Here is an 18,120-nt window from a genome sequence, read left to right on the forward strand (position 1 = left end):
CCGCCGAGCGCGAGGCTCGGCGGGAGCGGCGTCTCCCGCTCGGGCGGGAGCTGGTGATGGGTACGGATTCCACGGCGGGCGCGCAGCCCGCCCTGGCGCGTCGGCTGGGTACCGCCGACGCGATGATGATCGGGCTTGCGTCGATGATCGGCGCGGGGGTGTTCACGGTGTTCGCCCCGGCAGCCCAGGCCGCCGGGGCCGGTCTGCTCATCGGCCTCGGCATCGCGGCGGTGGTGGCGCTGGCCAACGCGACCTCGTCCGCGCAGCTGGCTGCCGTCTACCCGACGTCGGGCGGTACCTACGTCTATGGCCGCGAGCGGCTCGGGCCGTGGTGGGGCTTCGGGGCCGGCTGGGCGTTCGTCATCGGCAAGACGGCCAGCTGTGCCGCGATGGCGCTCGCGGTGGCCGAGTACGTGGCGCCGGAGGCGTGGCGCAGGCCGGTCGCCCTGGCGGCCGTGATCGTCCTCGCTGCGCTGAACTATCGCGGCATCACGAAGACGATGCGGGCCGCGCGGGTGATCGTCGTCGCGGTCCTGGCCGTGCTCGTGCTCGTGCTGGCGGCGACCCTTGGTGCGGGCGACCCGGACGCCGCCAATCTCGACGGGTGGGCCTCGCCGTCCGCCGGCTGGTACGGCGTGCTCCAGTCCGCGGGGCTGTTGTTCTTCGCGTTCGCCGGGTACGCGCGGATCGCGACCCTCGGCGAGGAGGTTCGCGACCCGACCCGGACGATCCCGCGCGCGATCCTCGGGGCGCTCGCGGTCGCCGTCGGGCTGTACGCGCTCGTCGCGATCGCGGTGCTGACCGTACTGGGGCCCGACGGCGTCGCCTCCTCGGTAGCGCCGCTCGCCGCCGCCGTCGACGCGGGTCCGTGGTCGGCCGCGGTGCCGATCGTGCGGGCCGGGGCGGCCGTCGCCGCGCTCGGGGCGCTGCTCGCGCTGCTCACCGGCGTCGGCCGCACCACCTTGGCGATGGCGCGGAACGACGACCTGCCCCGGTGGCTCGCCGCCGTGCATCCCCGGTACCTGGTGCCCCATCACGCGGAGGTCGCGATCGCCGTCGTGGTCGGCGTCCTGGTGCTCACCGTGGACCTGAGGGACGCGATCGGCTTCTCCTCGTTCGGGGTGCTGTTGTACTACCTGATCGCGAACCTGTCCGCCTGGACGCAGACCGGCGCCGACCGCCGGTATCCGAGGTGGCTGCAGGGGATCGGCGCCGGAGGCTGCACCGTGTTGGTGGCCACGCTGCCGCCGCCGACGATCGCGATCGGGGTCGGCGTGCTCGCCGTCGGCGTGGCCTACCGGGTGCTCCGGCACCGGGCCCTCCGACGGCCGCGCGGCGCCGCCTGAACCGCCCTGCGGGGCTCCCGGCACGCGAGCGAGAGCCTCGAACATCGCGGTGATCGCAGCCATCGGACGCGCCTGTCGTGGCGACCCTCACGGGTGCTGGTGCGGCGCTGGGGGGCGAAGGTCCATAGGGTGGGAGCCGAATGCCCGCCTACGATGCTTGTGGATGCCCGCGGATCCCGGCAGACCGGGGGAGAGCGACCGCCGAGGAGCACCGATGAATTTCGACAATGTCCCGCCGCACCCTCGGGTGTCGGCGACGATCGACCCCGACGGTGCGGCCGAGGTGATCTTCGACGGCGTGCCTCACTACCTGCGCAGCGGATCCCTGCCCGGCGCCCGTCGGGACGTCACCACCTACGTCGCCCAGCGAGCCAGGGACGTCCTCGGCCGCGCCGTGCTGGTGCACGTGAGTGAGCCGGAGGGACGCTTCGAGCTGGCCGTGCACCCCGACGGCAGCGTCGACGAGCGGGCGAGCCACGACCAGGCGCCCGAGCCGAGCGACCCCGAGTCGGACGTCACCGTGATGACCCGGGTCCGTCCCCCGGCCAGGCCGGAGAGCCAGGAGTCCGCGCCCGAGCCGGCGGGAGCCGTGGAACCGGCGCAGCCGCAAGCGCGAGCGGAACCGGCGGGCGCGGTGGAACCGGCGCAGCCGCAGGCACAGGCGCCGCGATCGCCGGCATCTCACGCCCCGGCGGCTGCGCCGGATCACTGGGCGCCCCCGCCCCGACCCGCCGAACCCGAGCACGAGCGACCGCCGGCACCGCAGGCGCCTCCACCGACGCGCCAGCCGGCCGCGGTCCAGCAACCGACACCGGTGACCCAGCCGCAGCAGCCGGCTCCGGTGACCCAACCGGCCCAGAGATCTCAGCAGGCCCAGTCGCAGCAGCAGGCGCCCACCCCGCACCGGGCCCAGCCCGGTTCGTACCCGGCGCAAGCCGCCCACCAGGTGCCGTTCCCAGCGCCCCAGCAGCCGCCGTCGTCCATGCCTTCGTTCTCACCATCCGCACCGCAGCCCGGGGGGCCCGCGTACCCGCACCAGTCCGGCGGCTCCGCGTCCGTGCCGCAGCCCGGTGGCCCGGCGTACCCGCCGCAGCCCGGCGGCCCGGCGTACCTGCCGCAGCCGGGTGAACCCGCGTTGACCCGACGGCAGCTGCGCGAGTCCTTCCTCACCCAGGAGCAGGTGGAGGCGCCCGCCAGCACCGGGCTGCGCGGCGTTCTCGCCCGAGCCGGCATCAAGACGTCCCCGAGCGCCGCCGAACGCTCCGAGCGGTCCGACCGCAACACCGTCTCCCAGCACTGGCCCGGGGTGCGCACGATCGCCGTCGTGAACGGCAAGGGCGGGGCGAACAAGACCCCCACCACCGCCCTGCTCGCCGCCGTGTTCGCGCGGAACTCCGGGGCCGCCACGCTCGCCTGGGACAACAACGTCACGCGTGGCACCCTCGGCTGGCGCACCGACCAGGGCCCCCACGAGGCCACGGTGCTCGACCTGCTGCCCGAGGTGGACAACCTGCTCTCCCCGGGCGCGAAGGCGGGGGACATCTCCCACTACGTGCACCACCAGCCAGCGGACAAGTACGACGTGCTCCGCTCGAACCCGAACCTGCTCTCCTCCGAGACCCGGATCAGTGCACCGGACGTGGACGCGATCCACGACGTCGCCGGTCGCTACTACCGGCTCGTGTTCGTCGACTCCGGCAACGACGAGTCCGCCGAGAACTGGCTGCGGATGATCGACAAGGCCGACCAGCTCGTGGTCGCCAGCATCGCCAAGCCCGAGCACGCCGAGGCGGGTGCGCTCCTGCTCGAGGAGCTCGTCGCCCGTGGCGGCCGGTCCGCGGAACTCGCGCGCGGCGCTGTCGTGGTGGTCTCCCAGGCCCGGGAAAAGGACACCAAGCCCGCTGCCTCGGACATCGCCCAGGGCTTCACGGGCTGGGTCCGCGAGACGGTGACCATCCCGTACGACCGGGCCATGGTCGAGTCCGTGCTGCGCTTCGACGCGCTCGCCCCGGCCACCCAGCGCGCCTGGTTGCGCGCCGGAGCGGCCGTGGCGGCAGGGCTGTGAGCGGTGCGTCGCTCGGCTCGTGCCGCCGTGGTCAGGGCAGCCGGTTCGCCTTGGCGAGGTTCTCCGCGAGCTCGACGGCGTTCTGCCGCGCCCCATAGGCGGGGCGGTCTCGCTCGACGCGCCAGGACTCGTCAAGCGATCCGATGTTCACGGTGTCGAAGCCGAGCTGGTCGTAGAGCGCGGTGACGAACTCGACTGCGTCGGGATCGTCGCTGGCGGTGGCGAGCGCCCGGCGGTTCGGGGTACCGGCCGGGCTGCCGTCGGTGTTGATCTGGTCGGCGACGATGTGGTTGAACGCCTTGACGACCCTGGACGTCGGCAGGTGCTGCTGGAGCAGGCCGGAGGTCGTTGCCTCGCCGTCGTCGAGCGATTCGATGTGTCCGTCGCGTTCGTAGTAGTAGTTGTTGGTGTCGAGCACGATCTTGCCTGCGAGGGGCTCGACGGGGATCTGGTCGATCGCGTGCAGCGGCACCGTGACCACGGCGACCTCGCCGGCCGCCGCTGCTTCGGCGGCCGTTCCCGCACGCGCCCGCGGCCCCAGGTCGTCGACCAGGCCGGCCAGGGTCTTCGGGCCGCGGGAGTTCGCGATCACGACGTCGTGGCCGGATTCGATCACCGCCCGAGCCACGTTGCTGCCGATGTTGCCTGCGCCGATGATTCCGATCGTTGTCATGCCTTTCCCAACGCCAGGTCGAGCCATTCATTCCGACCGCCTGCGCAGCCCTCGGAGACGCCCGCGATGTGAGATCGCGACGGCTGGGACGCCCAGCCACCACCCGCGGGAGCTGGACCTCTAGGTGAGGTGGTCGAAGTCGCCGCGCACCCAGGCGATGTGCCGGTCGGCGCTGCGGCGCAGGATGGCCCGGGCGTCGGTGTCGATGCGGTTGTCGAAGTTGCCGATCAGGCGGTCGAACGTCAGCGTCTCGAGCGCTCTCGTGAGCCGCTCCACCACCGCGCCCGAGAGCGGGATCTTGTTCGGGTAGCTGCGCAGGAACCCGATCGAGGTGCGATCCGGGTTCGGGAACACCGAGTCGCCCGTGAGCAGGACGCCGCGCCCGTCGGCGCCGTCGGCCCACAGGGCCACCGCGCTGCCGACGAAGTGGCCACCGACCTGGTGCAGCGTCAGCGAGTCGGTGATCGCACGCTCGCCGGACCAGAACTCGATCCGCTCGTCGCGGCGGCCGAGCCACTGCGCGTCCGCCTCGTTCACGAGCACCGGCGCGTCCAGGGCCCGGGCCCAGTCGACCTGTACCCCGAACATGTGCGGGTGGCTGGCCGCGATCGCCAGGACCGGCCCGCGCTCGCGCACCCGGGCCACCGTCTCGGCGTCCAGGTACCCGGTGGGATCCCACAGCAGTGATCCCTGGGGTGTGGTGACCAGCTGCGCCGTCTGCCCGATGCCGACCCTCGGGTCGGTGGCGATGCTGACCAGGCCCGGTTCGGTCTCGGTCCAGGTGAGATGCTGCCCGGCCGCGGCGAGCTCGGCCAGGCTGGTCCAGTGCTGGCCGTCGGCCGGCACCCACTGGCGCTCGTCAGCGCAGATCGGACACACGTCGGGAGCCGGCTCGTCGTACTCGACGGCGCAGGTCGCACAGATCACCATGGCGTTCCTTTCCTCGGAGGACCGGCCGATCTACGCTGACCCGGTGGTGACCACGACAGCGGTTCTCGGCATGGCCCTGGTGGCACTCGGCATGGTACTCACGCCGGGTCCGAACATGATCTACCTCATCTCCCGCAGCATCGGGCAGGGGTGGCGCGCGGGCATGGTCTCCCTGGGCGGGACGATGGTCGGCTTCGTCGTCTACATGACGATGGCCAACGTGGGTCTGTCCGCGGTGTTCCTGCTGGTGCCGGGCCTGTTCGTCGGGCTGAAGGTGGTCGGTGCCGCGTACCTGCTCCACCTCGCCTGGAAGACCCTGCGCCCGGGCGGGCGGTCCCCGTTCGAGACCGTGACCCTGCCGAAGGACTCCAGGTCGAAACTGTTCCGGATGGGTCTGGTCACGAACCTGCTGAACCCGAAGGCGGCCATCATGTACCTGGCCCTGATCCCGCAGTTCGTGGATCCGGCCCGCGGCGCCGCGATGGCCCAGGGCTTCGTGCTGGGTGGCGTGCAGATCACGGTCAGCGCCGTGGTGAACACGGCGATCGTGCTCGCCGCCGGTGGCATCGCGGCGTTCCTCGCGGGCCGGCCGGCCTGGATGGTCTGGCAGCGTCGGGTGACCGGCACGCTGCTCGGCGCGGTCGGGGTCAAACTCGCCCTGGATGCGCCGGCGCCCGCGAACGCCTGATCCCACGCCTCGGCTCGCCGCGGGCCGCGCCGGCCCGCCGCGCCACGCGAGTCCAGCCCACACGATGCGCGCCTTCCGCCCGCCCGCTGAGACAGGAATGCTCACACCCCGGCCATTGTGTGTAGCCTCGATGCGATCGCCGTCGCCGAAAGGATCCCCCACGATGAAGCGTTCCTCCGTACTGACGGCAGCCGCCACGCTCGCTGCCTCCGCGCTCGTCCTGGCCGCGTGCGGCAACGGTGACGGCGGCGACGATGGCGGTGACGACGGCGGCGCCCAGGAGTCCTACTCGATCGGCATCACCCAGATCGTCTCCCACCCGTCCCTGGACGCGGCGCGCGACGGCTTCAAGCAGGCACTCGCCGATGCCGGTCTCGACGTGGAGTTCGACGAGCAGAACGCTCAGGGCGACCAGGCCACCGCCACGTCCATCGCGACCACGTTCGCCAACGGGGACCATGACCTGATCCTGGCGATCGCGACACCCACCGCGCAGGCGACCGCCCAGGCGATCACCGACGTGCCGATCCTGATCACGGCCGTCACGGACCCGCTCGAGGCCGGTCTCGTGGACAGCTGGGAGGCCCCGGGTGGCAACCTCACCGGCACCAGTGACCTGAACCCGGTCGAGGAGCAGCTGGGTCTGCTCGCGGACCTTGCTCCGGACGCGCAGACCCTTGGCATCGTGTACAGCTCCGGTGAGGTGAACTCGGAGATCCAGGTGGAGCTCGCGCGTGAGGCCGCCGCCGGCCTCGGCCTGGAGGTTGAGGTCGCGACCGTGACCAACTCCGGTGAGGTGCAGCAGGCCGCTGACTCCCTCGACGTGGACGCGTTCTACGTGCCCACCGACAACACGGTCGTCTCGGCGCTCGAGTCCATCCTGCAGGTCGCGGAGTCCCGCTCGATCCCGGTGATCGCCGCGGAGGGCGACAGTGTGGAACGCGGCGCCGTGGCCACCTACGGCCTCGACTACACCCAGCTCGGGTACCAGACCGGCGAGATGGCCGTGCAGATCCTCACAGAGGGCGCGGACCCGGCGGAGATGCCCATCGAGACCCAGACCGAGCTCTCCCTCGTGATCAACACCGCCGCCGCGGCACGGATGGGCGTCGAGATCCCGGCCGAGCTGATCGACTCCGCCGACACCGTCTTCGAGTGATGCGCCAGCCATGATCGGCGCAGTCGAACTGGGCCTCATCTATGCCGTGATGGCGCTCGGGGTCTACCTGACGTTCCGCATCCTCGACTTCCCCGACCTCACGGTCGACGGGAGCTTCACGACGGGTGGGGCGACGGCGGCGATCCTGATCGTCGGCGGCGTCAACCCGGTCCTGGCGACCGCTGCCGGCGGAGCCGCCGGGCTGGTCGCCGGCACCATCACCGGGCTGCTGCACACCAAGGGCGGCATCAACCCGTTGCTCGCCGGGATCCTCACCCAGGTCGGGTTGTACTCGATCAACCTGCGGATCATGGACGGCGCGAACGTGCCGCTGCTGCGTTACGACACGCTGCTCACGCCGCTGCGGGACAACGACCTGCTCGGCACCGCCGCCTCGATCGGGATCTTCGCAGCCCTCGTGCTGGCCATCAAGGTGGTGATGGACTGGTTCCTGAACACCGACCTCGGGCTCGCGGTGCAGGCCACCGGTGACAACCAGGGCATGATCCGCAGCTTCGGGGTCAGCACCCACGCGACGAAGATCCTCGGCCTGGCGCTGTCCAACGGACTGGTCGCCCTCTGCGGCGCCCTCATCGCCCAGTACCAGGGGTTCGCGGACATCTCGATGGGGATCGGTCTCATCATCGCCGGCCTGGCGTCGGTGATCCTCGGGCAGGCCCTCATCCCGCCTCGGATCGTCGTGATCGCGACGTTCGCGGTGATCCTCGGTTCGATCCTCTACCGTGTTGCGATCCAGATCGCGCTGCAGGTGGGCCTCGATCCCAACGACATGAAGCTCGTCTCGGCAGTACTCGTCGTGCTGGCCCTGGTCCTGCCGAAATGGTCCGTGCTGCGCCGAGTGCCCTCGATACGTTCCATCCGCCGCTCCGCGGCGGTCGAGCCGACGGCGGGTGATCGGTGATGCTGGACCTCACCTCGGTCTCCAAGACGTTCTTCGCCGGCACGGTCAACGAACGACGTGCGCTCACCGATGTGTCGCTCTCGCTGGCGCCCGCGGAGTTCACGACGGTCATCGGCTCCAACGGCGCGGGCAAGTCGACCCTGCTGAATCTTGTGGCCGGCGCGCTCCTTCCCGATTCCGGCACCATCGGGATCGACGGCGCCGACGTGACCCGGCTGCCCGACCATCGTCGCGCGGCGTACATCGGCCGGGTCTTCCAGGACCCGATGGCCGGCACGGCGACGACCATGACGATCGAGGAGAACCTCTCGATCGCCCTCGCGCGCGGGCGGGGCCGGGGACTGCGCATGGGCGTCACGCGGGCGAAGCGGGCGTTCTTCGAGGCAGAGCTGGCGTCGCTCGAGCTCGGTCTGGAGCGGCGTCTGAAGACCGTCGTCGGCCTGCTCTCCGGCGGCCAGCGGCAGGCCCTCTCGTTGCTCATGGCGACGTTCAGCGAGCCGAAGATCCTGCTCCTGGACGAGCACACCGCCGCCCTCGACCCCTCGCGGGCCGAACTCGTCACCCGGCTGACGTCGGAGGCCGTCGAGCGACACCACCTGACCACCCTGATGGTGACGCACAACATGGACCAGGCCCTGCGGCTCGGCACCCGGCTGATCATGATGCACGAGGGCCGGATCGTGGTGGACGTCGCCGGTGAGCAGAAGCAGCGGGCGACCGTGGCGGACCTGCTCGGGGCTTTCGAGAAGGTCAAGGGTGCCGGGTTCGACGACCGCACACTGCTGCAGTAGACAAGTAGGCTTGAGCGGGTGGAACAGCTCTGGGACTTCGTCGGCTCGTTCTGGTGGTTGGCCTTCCCGCTGGCCGGCATCGTGGGCGGCTGGGTCAAGGGCGCCCAGAAGTGGGACGAGAGGCGCCGCCATGAGCGCTACCAGCAGGAGCTCGAGCTGGAGCGGATCCGGCACGGACAGGTGGGGCCGGCAGGTCAGGGGCCGGCCGGGCAGCCCGGGCAGGCCGGGCATGGTCAGGTCGGGCACGGCGGGCACGGCGGACACGGGCAGGGACACGCCGGTAACGGCCCGGGCGTGGCGGCCGGTGGTCAGCCGCCCGCAGGGCCGGCTGGTGCGGCGGGCGTGGGACGGGCGAACGCGGCACTGGTGTTCCAACGCGACGTCGACCGGATCGTCACCGCGCATGACGAGGTGAACCGGCGCTGGCTGGACTACGAGCTCGACGTCGCCAAGCTCATCGACTTCCCACTCATCTCGGACATGCGCGAGCCCTTGACCGTGGACTTCCACAGGGCCAAGCGGGATGCGGACTTCCTCCGGCCGGAGGACCCGGCGCACCCCGAGGAACTCCGGGACCCGGCCCGGCTCACGGAGTACCGCGAGGCGGTCCGCACGTTCGAGGTCGCCTTCGACGTCGCCGAGCGCGAGGCGAAGCGACGCCGGCTGTCCGACTTCAGCGAGTCCGAGCGGTCGTCTCTGGCGCGGGCGCGCAAGCTCATCGCGATCGCGGACGACAACGGCGCCACGCACGCCGAGCGGCAGGTCGCCTACCGACGCGCAAAGAGCGAGCTGGAAGGGCTGATCGTGCTCCCGGACGTCGCCATGGACGCGATGGAGCAGCGCATCGCCGGCGCCCTCGACGCGGCGCCCGCCAGGGGCGGCACGAGTCCCGTGGACCTCGGCAACCTCTCCGGGCAGGACCCGCAGGATCCGACCACCGAGTCCCTCATCGACCCCGGGTCGGCGCACCAACGCCGCCGACCGACCGCCGGTTAGGCGCTCCAGCACGGAAGCGAGCACGATGGCCACCGAACTTCCCGATCTCCTGCTGCCCGACGCTGCGGCCTGGCGCGACTGGTTGGCCGCCAACCACGACTCCTCTCCCGGTGTGTGGCTGCGCCTGGGCAAGAAGGGCGGCGACGCCACCTCGCTGACGTACGCCGCCGCCGTCGAGGAGGCGCTCTGCGTCGGCTGGATCGACGGCCAGGCAGCCCGGCGCGACGAAGCCACCTCCGCGCAGCGGATGACGCCGCGGACCTCGCGCAGCCGGTGGTCGGCGGTGAATGTCGCGCGGGTGGCCCGGCTCGAGGAGGAGGGGCGGATGCAGCCGGCCGGCCGGGCCGCCGTCGAGGCCGCGAAGGCGGACGGCCGCTGGGAGGCGGCCTACGCCGGACCCGCCACCGCACAGGTGCCGACGGATCTGGCGGAGGCCATCGCGGCGGACCCGGCGGCACAGGCGATGTTCGACGTGCTCACGTCCGGCAACCGGTTCGCGCTGATCCACCGGCTCGGTGCCGTGAAGCGGGAGGAGACCAGGACCCGCAAGATCGGTGAGTTCGTGACCATGCTCGCCCGGGGCGAGACCTTCTACCCGCAGAAGCGGCGTCCCGCCGAGCCTGAGTAGCAGCTCCGGGCCGGGTGGACGATCCCGCGCGTGGCGGGCCGGGCTCGGTCGGACCGGCCAGGCCCTTCGGCAGGCCACGCCCTGTCAGGCCCTTCGGCCGAGCAGGTCGGGCACGCCCACCTCGACCAGGCGGACGGTGCCGTCGGGGGCGATGAGCACGAACGAGTCGGCGTAGAACTCCTCGCTGGAGGCGACCACGACGGTGGTGCCGCCGGGCGCCGTCATCACCCGGGTCGCCTCGTCGCCCATCGGTGTGGACCCGACGACCTCCCCGGTGGCGGCGTCGAGGACGTCCAGCCGATACTCGCTCCCGTTGGCCGTCTCCGTGCTCTGCAGCAGCACGAACCCACCCGCCCCGCCGGCCGGGGCGTAGCTCAGATAGCTCTGATCGCTCGACGTCGACATCTGCGCGCGCTGCTCCGGGCTCAGCAGGCCGGCCGGAGTCTTCGTCACCTCGAGCAGGAATGCGCCGTTGTAGACCGGTCCGGGCAGCTCGACGGTGCCGTTCGGCCCGGTCAGCCGGACGATGCCGCCCGGCACGCCCGGGGACAGCGGGCCGTAGTCGAACCGGTTCTCACCGACGATCACCGAGTCCGTGGTCTCGTTCCAGTCGGAGTCCAGGTACATCCAGGCGCCGCTCGAGTCCGCGAACAGCGACGACTGCCAGGCGTTGACGGTGGGGGCGTCGGACGGGGTCGCGGTGACGCCGTCCACGGGCAGGGTGCGGTACTCGCCGAGGCTGGTGATCAGGACGATCGCGTTCAGGTTCGCGTCGTACCCGTAGGCGCCGTACGAGGCGATGTAGTCCGCGCCGAGACCATCGATGTCATCCGGCCCGGCCACCCGGTGGCCGTCGGCCACGGAACGGATCTCGAGCCCGTAGTCCGTCACGACGTACAGGTACTGGCTGCCGGCGGCGATCACGCCGGCCGCACCGATCAGGTCCTCGTTCAGCTGGACGTCCCAGATCGGCTCCCCGGCCACCACGTCCACGGCGGCCAGCCGGATCTGGAACACGTCGTCCCAGATCCAGACGCCATCCGCCTCGTACGGCATCAGCACCACGTCGCGCCCGTCCACCTGGGTGAACGCGCCGACCGGCAGCAGCTCGCTCGAGCTGGTCGAGGACATGGCGATCCGAGGTACGCCGAGCACCATGAAGGCGACGAACAGGATCGGCAGCAGCGCGCCGAGCCAGCCGAAGCGGAACCGGCGGCGCCGGCGCGGCGTCACGGGATCACCGAAGCCGCCGAGACCGGAGGCCGAGGAGAAGGCGGTCGTCGGCGGCGCCGTGCCCGACGCGCCGGAGCTTGCCGTACCGAAACTGCTCGACGGCGAGGGGTACCCGCCCGCGCCGCTCGCCCCGGACCAGCTTCCGCCGGTCCCGGTGGTGCCCCAGCCGGGCATGGGCGCCTGCTGGCCCTGGCTGCCGCTGTGCTGGCTCATCCCTGGGATCGACATGGTGCCCTCCTCGGTCCGGTGCGTGGCGGCTGGGCCCGGTGCCCGGCACGTCCACGGTCAGACCCAACCACGTGGGCTCGGCGCAACCGATCTCAGGTTGGGGCCTCCAGTCGCGCGACCTAGCACCTGCCGCGCTGAGATCGGACCCTTGGAGCGTGCGATTTCAGCGTGGCAGGTGCGATGTCAGCGCGGGCGCTCCGGCAGACCTGCGAGGACCTCCGGCGCCGGCCCGAGGTGGATCAGGCCGAGCCGCGTCGTCGGCCGGGTCATCGCCACGTACAGCGCTCCGAGGCCGCGAGGACCGGAGGCGACCGCCGCCACGTCGACCACCAGGACGCCGTCGAACTCCAGGCCCTTGGCCTGCTCCGGGGTGAGCACCACCACCTCGGCCGTCAGCTCCGGACCCGCGCCGAACGAGACGGAGGTGGCATCGAGCGCGGCGGCGATCGCGCCGCCGAGCTCGCCGGTCCGTGCCGCGGGGGCGATGACGGCGAGGTGTCCGCCGTCGAGCGCCGCCAGTTCCGCTCTGGCGAGGTCGACGACGTCCGCGGTCAGCGTGTCGGGCGTCGAGCGCACCCGCCACGGAGCCTCGCCGCCGGCGCGTGCCGCGACCGGGGCGGGCGCGTCGGGATCCAACGCCCGCAGCACCGGGGCCGCCGCGTCCAGGACGGCCTGCGGCGTGCGGTAGCTGACGCTCAGGTCCACGCGCCGCCACCGACGCCGGGGGTGGGCCGCCACGAGCGTGTCCCAGGAGGTGGTGCCCGTTGCGGCGGACGTCTGATGGACGTCGCCCACCACCGTCAGGGAACCGGACGGAACCCGGCGTAGCAGCATCCGCCACTGCATCGCGGACAGTTCCTGCGCCTCGTCGACGATCAGGTGCCCGTACGCCCAGGTCCGGTCCTCGGCAGCCCGCTCGGCCAGGGAACGGGAGTCCCGCTCGCGGAACCGGCCGGCCAGGTCCTCGGCGGAGACGCCCTTCACGCCGGACGCGGCGAGCACCTGCTGGGCGTACCGCAACTCCTCCCGACGGCGGGCCGTCAGCCGGGCGTCGGTCACGGTGTCATCGACACCGAGGAGCTCGGCCGCCTCGTCCAGCAACGGCACGTCCGCCGCGCTCCACCCCGCCCCGCGCTCGCGGGCGAGGGCGAGACGGTCCGCCCCGGCCAGCTCGGGGGCAAGTTCCGGATGGTCGGCGATCTGCTCGAACAGGTCCTCCAGAAGGTCCTCCGGGGTGAGCGCCGGCCAGAGCCGGTCGACGACGGCGGCCACGGCTGGATCCTGCTCGAGCTCACGGCGCACGTGGGCCACCTCGTGCTCACCCGCGGTGCCGGTGACCTCGGTGCCGGCGCCCTCGACGGCGGACGGCAGCCGGTCCGCCTGCTTCGCGATGGCGGCGTCGACGCTGCGCAGCTCCGCCTCGAACCCGCGCTCGGTGTCCGCGAGGAGCTGCCGGTCACGCTCGAGCACGAGATCGGTCAGGTGGGACCAGAGCTGCTCGGCGAACACCAGCCGGGCCAGGTTGTGGCCGAGTCCGGTGCGCCGGGCGTGCTCGGCCGCGCCGGCCAGCACCGGACCGGCCACCCGCAGCACGTCACCCGCGAAGGCGACCTCCACGCCGTCGGGCATCTCCTGCCGCGCCCGCACGGCCGAGGCGACCACAGCGGCCATCGCGACGTCGCCCTTGACGACGGCCGCATCCGGGTCCTCGGCGGTGGTCACGGTCGTGCCCGGCAGCAGCGTGTTCGGCGTGGCGAGCACCACCTGGGTCTCACCGAGCGAGGGCAGCACCTGCTCGATGTAGGCGAGGAAGACCGGGCTGGGGCCCACCACGAGGACGCCCTGCTCCGCGATCCGCGGGTAGGTGTAGAGCAGGTAAGCCGCCCGGTGCAGCGCGACCGCGGTCTTGCCCGTGCCCGGACCGCCCTGGACCACGAGGACACCGTCGACGTCGGCGCGGATGACCTCGTCCTGCTCGCCCTGCAGGGTGGCGACGATGTCCCCCATGCGCCCGGTCCGGTGCGCGGTGAGGGCCTCCATGAGAGCGCCCTCACCCACCAGATCACTGGCGTGGGCGTGGTCGAGGTCGAGCAGCTCGTCGTTCACGCCGACGACGGTGCGGCCCGTGGTGCGGATGTGCCGGCGCCGCTGCACGTCGGTGCCGGATGCGGCCGTGGCGGTGTAGAAGTCGGACGCGACGGGCGCGCGCCAGTCGACGAGCAGCGGGTTCAGGTCCGCGTCCCGCAGCCCCATCCGGCCGATATAGGTCACCGAACCGTCCCGCCGGTCCAGGCGCCCGAAGCACAGGCCGTGCTCGGCCCGGTCCAGACTGGCGCGACGCTCACTCAGCCGGGCGGCGTGCGCGTCCCGGTCGACGAGGCCGCGAGGGCCGTCGGCGCCGGCCAGGTTCGTGGCGGTCAGCGCGGTCAGAGTCTCCTCCCGCAACTCCTCCACTCGGGCGTAGAGCCCATCCAGGTACTGCTGTTCGAGCCTGATCGCGTGGGACGGCACGGATCCCCTTTCCGGTCTGTCGGGTGGACTCGTTGACCAACGACGGCGGCGCCGCGGTTGTTCCCGACGGCGGAAGTCGGGTTCGGCTGCTTCGGCCACCGATGAATTCGGGCACCCGCGGGCGTCTGTCGGAATTGAGCGAACCCGTTCACCTGCGCGTGGATCGCGATCCGAGTGCGGGAGGTACCAGCAGTGAGGACGCCCATCATGCCGAACATCACCCCGAATCTCTGGTTCGAGAGCCAGGCCGAGGAGGCAGCGGAGCTCTACACGTCGATCTTTCCGAACTCCTCGATCGACCACGTGGAGCGCTACGGGCCGGGGGCGCCGCTGCCGGAGGGCACCGTGATGACGGTCGCCTTCAGCCTCGACGGCAAGCGGTTCGTGGGCCTGAACGGGGGACCGGCGTTCGCGTTCACCGAGGCGATCTCGTTCATCATCGAGTGCGTCGACCAGGCCGAGGTGGACCACTACTGGGGTGCGCTCACGGCCGACGGTGGTCAGGAGAGCCAGTGCGCATGGCTCAAGGACCGGTTCGGCGTCTCCTGGCAGGTGGTGCCGCGGCGACTGATGGAGCTGCTCGGCGACCCTGATCCCGAGCGGGCGGGGCGGGCCATGGAGGCCATGCTGTTGATGCGCAAGATCGACATCGCGGCGGTGGAGCGCGCAGCGGACGGCTGAACTGCGGCTGAGCGGCCGGCGAACGGGGGCCGAGCGGCTGGCGAGCGGGGCCGAGCGGCGGGTCAGTCGCGAGCGTCGTAGTTCTGTTGCGCCGAGGTCACCTCGGGAACGGAGTCCTCGAGCACCTCGATGAGGCCGATGAGCCGGTCCGCGATCCGCTCGCCGAGCTCGGAGAGCCGGTACTCGACGTGCGGTGGCAGCGTCGCTCGGGCCTCGCGGATGACGATCCCGTCGCGCTCGAGTGCCTGCAGGGTCTGGGCGAGCATCTTCTCGCTGACGCCGTCGATGCGACGCCGGAGCGCGTTGAACCGGATCGCGCCGTCGCGCAGGCCGGCGACGGTCAGCACGCCCCAGCGGCCGGTGACGGTCTCGAGCACCTGGCGGGAGGTGCAGCCGCGCTGGAACACGTCGGCGATGATCTCCGCGGACGGTCCGGTGTCGGGCTGCGTGGCCATGGCGGCAAGCGTAGTCGGGCGACCTCGCGTTGACACTGTGAGATACACCGCACTGTGGAATCCATTGCACTAACAAAAAGTTAGTGCCAACATGGGCGAGTCCAGTCGGACCGACGCCCGAGGGCAGGTCCGGACCACCGCACGTCCCGATCGCAGCACGTCCACACCACACACCCATGTCCCAGGAGGATTCCCACATGATCGCTGTCACCGGAGCCACCGGCCACCTCGGCCGGCTCATCGTCGAGGCGCTGTTGCAGCGGGGCGTCGAGCCGGCACAGGTCGTCGCCGCCGTGCGCACCCCGGCCAAGGCCGCCGAGCTGGCCGACCGTGGCGTCACCGTCCGGGAAGCGGACTACGACCGCCCGGACACCCTGGCGCCGGCGCTCGACGGCGTGGACGTGCTCGTGCTCGTCTCCGGCAGCGATGTGGGCCAGCGGGTCCGTCAGCACGGCGCCGTGGTCGACGCCGCGAAGGCCGCCGGCGTGAAGCACCTCCTGTACACGAGCATCGTGCACGCGGACACGACTCCGGTGCTGCTCGCCCCCGAGCACAAGGCGACCGAGGAGCTGATCGCCGACGCCGGCATCCCCGCCACGTTCCTCCGCAATGGCTGGTACATCGAGAACTACCGGGCCAACCTCGACCAGGCCCGCGAGAGCGGCGAGATCCTGGGCAGCGTCGGCGACGGCCGGGTGGCCGCCGCAACCCGCGCGGACTTCGCCGAGGCGGCCGCTGTGGCCGCGCTCAACGCTGCCGCGAACCCCGCGCAGGCGCGCGTGTACGAGTTGAGCGGCGACGAAGCGTGGGACTACGCGAGGCTCGCCGACGCCGTCGGGCAGATCATCGGGCGACCGGTCACCTACCGCGACGTGACCACGGCCGAGCACGAGGCGATCCTGACCGGGGCGGGCCTGGACGCCGGCACCGCCTCCTTCGTGGCCGGCCTGGACGCGAACATCCGCGACGGCCTGCTGGCCGAGACGAGCGGTGACCTCGCCCGGCTCATCGGCCGCCCGACCACGCCGCTGCTGGACGGCCTGACCGCTGCCCTCGAGGCGTCGAAGGTATGAGGGTCGCCGGGGTGGCGGTCGCGCGATGCCGTCCCCGTCCGGCCGGGCGAGCGGGTCTCAGCGCCCCTGGACCGGCCCGTTCATCGCGGCGGAGCGGACCGCCTCCCACAGGCCCGACTGCCACGGCTGCGCGGGGGCGAGCGGGAGGTTCGGCAGGACTCCTGCGCCGCCGAGCTCGCCGATGAAGCCGTAGGAGCTGGTCCGCAGCGGGGCATCCCACGGCACCACGGAGAGTGGTCCACCGGGTCCGTTCAGGACCGCCAGGAACTGTCGCGCGTGCTCGTCCGAGGCGGCCTCGCCGGCCCCGTCGACGCCCTCCCAGTACCAGCGTCCACGGGCGAAGTGGTCGTAGAGGCAGGCCCAGTCGCGGTAGGACGCGCGCAGCCCAGCGGAGGCGATCCACCCGATGTCGACCGCCTCGGCCTCGCTGAGGTAGCCGGCGCCGACGCCCGCGCGGGCGAGCATGATCGTCCGGACCAGGTCCCACGCTGTGAAGTCGATGGTGCGGGCACCACGGACGTCCTTGCGGACCCGGCGCAGGCGGAGTTCGGTCTCGGCGGCGGTGCCGGAGTGCTTCGCGTCCCGGTGCAGCCCGGCCGCGAGTGCGCGTTGTCCCGCGGGCGGCAGCGCGAGCCACGCCGCGCGCTCGGCGTCGAAGTCGGCGCGGTGCCCGGACACGAGCAGGGACAGCAGTTGCACGTACAGATCCAGCCGAGTCCGAACCGCCCAGGCCTCCGCAAGGATCGCCCGGCTGTGCTGCGGGTCGGTGTAGCCGAAGGTGTCGAGCGGTTCTCCGGCGGCGAGGGCGTACCAGGAGGAGGCGCCAAGCTGCCAGCCCGCCGGGTGGGTGGCGACTGCGTGCGGGCCGACCATGAACCGTGGCTGGTGGTGGGAGGCCACGTCCTTGCGCACGTCTTTACGCGCGCGTTGCCGGTGCGCCCTGGCGTGCGCCCGGTCGAACAGGCGCGTCATGGCGAGCCGCCCGGCGAGGATCACAGCGATGACGAAGACGATTCCGGCGATGTAGGCGGGATCCACATCGAACACTCCAGCACACGACGATGCTCCAGTAAAGCGCGCCATGGGTCACGCCGTACCTGGCGAGCGTGTTCGACGCGCGAACCGTCGGGATCGTCAGCTCAGCGGTTCGGCGTGAACGCCTCCCGGTAGAGCGCGCGCATCTCATCGGTCAACTCGGGGGCGGGACCGTCTACCTGCGCGGTTGGTACCACGGTCGTGATCGACAGCGTCGCGACGGGTGCGGGCGCGACGCCCCACTCGGCGAGCCAGCCGGCGAGCTGGGCGGAGGAAGCGGCGTAGACGATCCTGCCCAGACCGACCCAGCCGTGGGCGGCGGCGCACATCGGGCAGTGCTCGCCGGAGGTGTAGACGACGGCGGTGCGGCGCTCCTCGGGCGTGAGGTTCGTCGCGGCCCAGCGGGCGATCTCGAACTCGGGGTGGCGGGTGTGGTCACCGCCGGCGACATGGTTCTGGTCGGCGAACAGCTCGGTGCCGCGGCGGTTCACCAGGATGGAGCCGAACGGCTCGTCGCCGCCGTCGAGAGCCTCGGTCGCCAGGCTCACGCACCGGCGTAGTCGCGTCAGGTCGTCCGTGGAGATCATGCGCCCAAGCCTGACAGATGCGCGCCGCGGCCGAGGTGATCGGGCACGCGGCGGACGGCGACGAAGCGCTCAACCTCGGCCTGCCGAGCGCGCCCGGCGCGTGACGCCCGGTGCGGGGG

General features: G+C 72.0%; 17 protein-coding genes. 10 read left to right on the top strand and 7 right to left on the bottom strand.

Annotated features, from left to right (window positions below; all coding sequences use genetic code 11):
• The first annotated feature begins 56 nt into the window (after positions 1 to 56).
• Positions 57 to 1,346, top strand: a complete 1,290-nt coding sequence (locus KCQ71_RS13150; protein WP_223406551.1) for an APC family permease — start codon at positions 57 to 59, stop codon at positions 1,344 to 1,346.
• Positions 1,347 to 1,560: 214 nt separating this feature from the next.
• On the top strand, positions 1,561 to 3,411 hold the full coding sequence (locus KCQ71_RS13155; protein WP_223406553.1) for a hypothetical protein: 1,851 nt from the start codon (positions 1,561 to 1,563) through the stop codon (positions 3,409 to 3,411).
• 31 nt (positions 3,412 to 3,442) lie between these two features.
• Here KCQ71_RS13155 and KCQ71_RS13160 read toward each other — a convergent pair whose 3' ends face one another.
• Both KCQ71_RS13160 and KCQ71_RS13165 read right to left on the bottom strand, forming a co-directional pair.
• A complete protein-coding gene (locus tag KCQ71_RS13160) occupies positions 3,443 to 4,084 on the bottom strand; it encodes an NADPH-dependent F420 reductase (RefSeq protein ID WP_223406555.1) in 642 nt (213 codons plus the stop codon).
• A gap of 120 nt (positions 4,085 to 4,204) precedes the next feature.
• Positions 4,205 to 5,014 carry an MBL fold metallo-hydrolase gene (locus tag KCQ71_RS13165; protein ID WP_223406557.1) on the bottom strand — a complete coding sequence of 270 codons (810 nt, stop codon included), beginning with the start codon at positions 5,012 to 5,014 and terminating at the stop codon, positions 4,205 to 4,207.
• Positions 5,015 to 5,057: 43 nt separating this feature from the next.
• Here KCQ71_RS13165 and KCQ71_RS13170 point away from each other — a divergent pair, with 43 nt between their 5' ends.
• The 6 genes from KCQ71_RS13170 (at position 5,058) to KCQ71_RS13195 (ending at position 10,198) form a co-directional block, all read left to right on the top strand.
• Positions 5,058 to 5,702 (top strand): LysE family translocator, encoded by a 645-nt coding sequence (locus KCQ71_RS13170; protein WP_223406560.1) that lies wholly within the window; start codon positions 5,058 to 5,060, stop codon positions 5,700 to 5,702.
• Positions 5,703 to 5,865: 163 nt separating this feature from the next.
• Positions 5,866 to 6,861, top strand: coding sequence for an ABC transporter substrate-binding protein (locus KCQ71_RS13175; protein ID WP_223406562.1), 996 nt, complete (start codon positions 5,866 to 5,868; stop codon positions 6,859 to 6,861).
• Between the two features lie 10 nt (positions 6,862 to 6,871).
• Entirely contained in the window at positions 6,872 to 7,783 is a 912-nt protein-coding gene (locus KCQ71_RS13180) for an ABC transporter permease (RefSeq protein WP_223406564.1), read from the top strand.
• Positions 7,783 to 8,574: an ABC transporter ATP-binding protein gene (locus KCQ71_RS13185; RefSeq protein ID WP_223406566.1), complete on the top strand. Its 792-nt coding sequence runs from the start codon at positions 7,783 to 7,785 to the stop codon at positions 8,572 to 8,574. The genes KCQ71_RS13180 and KCQ71_RS13185 overlap by 1 nt, the downstream gene beginning before the upstream one ends.
• 18 nt (positions 8,575 to 8,592) lie before the next feature.
• Positions 8,593 to 9,570, top strand: a complete 978-nt coding sequence (locus tag KCQ71_RS13190; RefSeq protein WP_223406568.1) for a hypothetical protein — start codon at positions 8,593 to 8,595, stop codon at positions 9,568 to 9,570.
• A gap of 25 nt (positions 9,571 to 9,595) precedes the next feature.
• Positions 9,596 to 10,198 (top strand): YdeI/OmpD-associated family protein, encoded by a 603-nt coding sequence (locus tag KCQ71_RS13195; RefSeq protein WP_223406570.1) that lies wholly within the window; start codon positions 9,596 to 9,598, stop codon positions 10,196 to 10,198.
• A gap of 84 nt (positions 10,199 to 10,282) precedes the next feature.
• Here KCQ71_RS13195 and KCQ71_RS13200 read toward each other — a convergent pair whose 3' ends face one another.
• Positions 10,283 to 11,659: a PA2928 family protein gene (locus KCQ71_RS13200; RefSeq protein ID WP_223406572.1), complete on the bottom strand. Its 1,377-nt coding sequence runs from the start codon at positions 11,657 to 11,659 to the stop codon at positions 10,283 to 10,285.
• Positions 11,660 to 11,842: 183 nt separating this feature from the next.
• On the bottom strand, positions 11,843 to 14,170 hold the full coding sequence (locus KCQ71_RS13205; RefSeq protein ID WP_223406574.1) for a HelD family protein: 2,328 nt from the start codon (positions 14,168 to 14,170) through the stop codon (positions 11,843 to 11,845).
• A gap of 207 nt (positions 14,171 to 14,377) precedes the next feature.
• Here KCQ71_RS13205 and KCQ71_RS13210 point away from each other — a divergent pair, with 207 nt between their 5' ends.
• Entirely contained in the window at positions 14,378 to 14,851 is a 474-nt protein-coding gene (locus tag KCQ71_RS13210; RefSeq protein WP_223406576.1) for a VOC family protein, read from the top strand.
• Positions 14,852 to 14,913: 62 nt separating this feature from the next.
• On the opposite strand, the gene KCQ71_RS13215 is transcribed toward KCQ71_RS13210, so the two are convergent.
• Positions 14,914 to 15,306 carry a winged helix-turn-helix transcriptional regulator gene (locus KCQ71_RS13215; RefSeq protein ID WP_223406578.1) on the bottom strand — a complete coding sequence of 131 codons (393 nt, stop codon included), beginning with the start codon at positions 15,304 to 15,306 and terminating at the stop codon, positions 14,914 to 14,916.
• A gap of 197 nt (positions 15,307 to 15,503) precedes the next feature.
• On the opposite strand from KCQ71_RS13215, the gene KCQ71_RS13220 reads away from it, so the two are divergent.
• Positions 15,504 to 16,379, top strand: a complete 876-nt coding sequence (locus KCQ71_RS13220) for an SDR family oxidoreductase (protein WP_223406580.1) — start codon at positions 15,504 to 15,506, stop codon at positions 16,377 to 16,379.
• 57 nt (positions 16,380 to 16,436) lie between these two features.
• On the opposite strand, the gene KCQ71_RS13225 is transcribed toward KCQ71_RS13220, so the two are convergent.
• Together KCQ71_RS13225 and KCQ71_RS13230 are read right to left on the bottom strand one after the other, a co-directional pair.
• Positions 16,437 to 17,426 carry a DUF1266 domain-containing protein gene (locus KCQ71_RS13225; RefSeq protein ID WP_223406582.1) on the bottom strand — a complete coding sequence of 330 codons (990 nt, stop codon included), beginning with the start codon at positions 17,424 to 17,426 and terminating at the stop codon, positions 16,437 to 16,439.
• 92 nt (positions 17,427 to 17,518) lie between these two features.
• Positions 17,519 to 18,001, bottom strand: a complete 483-nt coding sequence (locus tag KCQ71_RS13230) for a nucleoside deaminase (protein ID WP_223406584.1) — start codon at positions 17,999 to 18,001, stop codon at positions 17,519 to 17,521.
• Positions 18,002 to 18,120: the final 119 nt, after the last annotated feature.

This window comes from Occultella gossypii (assembly GCF_019947135.1).
In the GTDB taxonomy this organism is placed as follows: domain Bacteria; phylum Actinomycetota; class Actinomycetes; order Actinomycetales; family Beutenbergiaceae; genus Occultella; species Occultella gossypii.

Excerpts from the sequence above, each read along its gene's own strand:
- KCQ71_RS13150 (WP_223406551.1), top strand. The coding sequence starts at position 57 with ATGGGTACGGATTCCACGGCGGGCGCGCAGCCCGCCCTGGCGCGTCGG.
- KCQ71_RS13155 (WP_223406553.1), top strand. The coding sequence starts at position 1,561 with ATGAATTTCGACAATGTCCCGCCGCACCCTCGGGTGTCGGCGACGATC.
- KCQ71_RS13160 (WP_223406555.1), bottom strand. The coding sequence starts at position 4,084 with ATGACAACGATCGGAATCATCGGCGCAGGCAACATCGGCAGCAACGTG.
- KCQ71_RS13165 (WP_223406557.1), bottom strand. The coding sequence starts at position 5,014 with ATGGTGATCTGTGCGACCTGCGCCGTCGAGTACGACGAGCCGGCTCCC.
- KCQ71_RS13175 (WP_223406562.1), top strand. The coding sequence starts at position 5,866 with ATGAAGCGTTCCTCCGTACTGACGGCAGCCGCCACGCTCGCTGCCTCC.
- KCQ71_RS13180 (WP_223406564.1), top strand. The coding sequence starts at position 6,872 with ATGATCGGCGCAGTCGAACTGGGCCTCATCTATGCCGTGATGGCGCTC.
- KCQ71_RS13185 (WP_223406566.1), top strand. The coding sequence starts at position 7,783 with ATGCTGGACCTCACCTCGGTCTCCAAGACGTTCTTCGCCGGCACGGTC.
- KCQ71_RS13195 (WP_223406570.1), top strand. The coding sequence starts at position 9,596 with ATGGCCACCGAACTTCCCGATCTCCTGCTGCCCGACGCTGCGGCCTGG.
- KCQ71_RS13200 (WP_223406572.1), bottom strand. The coding sequence starts at position 11,659 with ATGTCGATCCCAGGGATGAGCCAGCACAGCGGCAGCCAGGGCCAGCAG.
- KCQ71_RS13210 (WP_223406576.1), top strand. The coding sequence starts at position 14,378 with ATGCCGAACATCACCCCGAATCTCTGGTTCGAGAGCCAGGCCGAGGAG.
- KCQ71_RS13215 (WP_223406578.1), bottom strand. The coding sequence starts at position 15,306 with ATGGCCACGCAGCCCGACACCGGACCGTCCGCGGAGATCATCGCCGAC.
- KCQ71_RS13220 (WP_223406580.1), top strand. The coding sequence starts at position 15,504 with ATGATCGCTGTCACCGGAGCCACCGGCCACCTCGGCCGGCTCATCGTC.
- KCQ71_RS13230 (WP_223406584.1), bottom strand. The coding sequence starts at position 18,001 with ATGATCTCCACGGACGACCTGACGCGACTACGCCGGTGCGTGAGCCTG.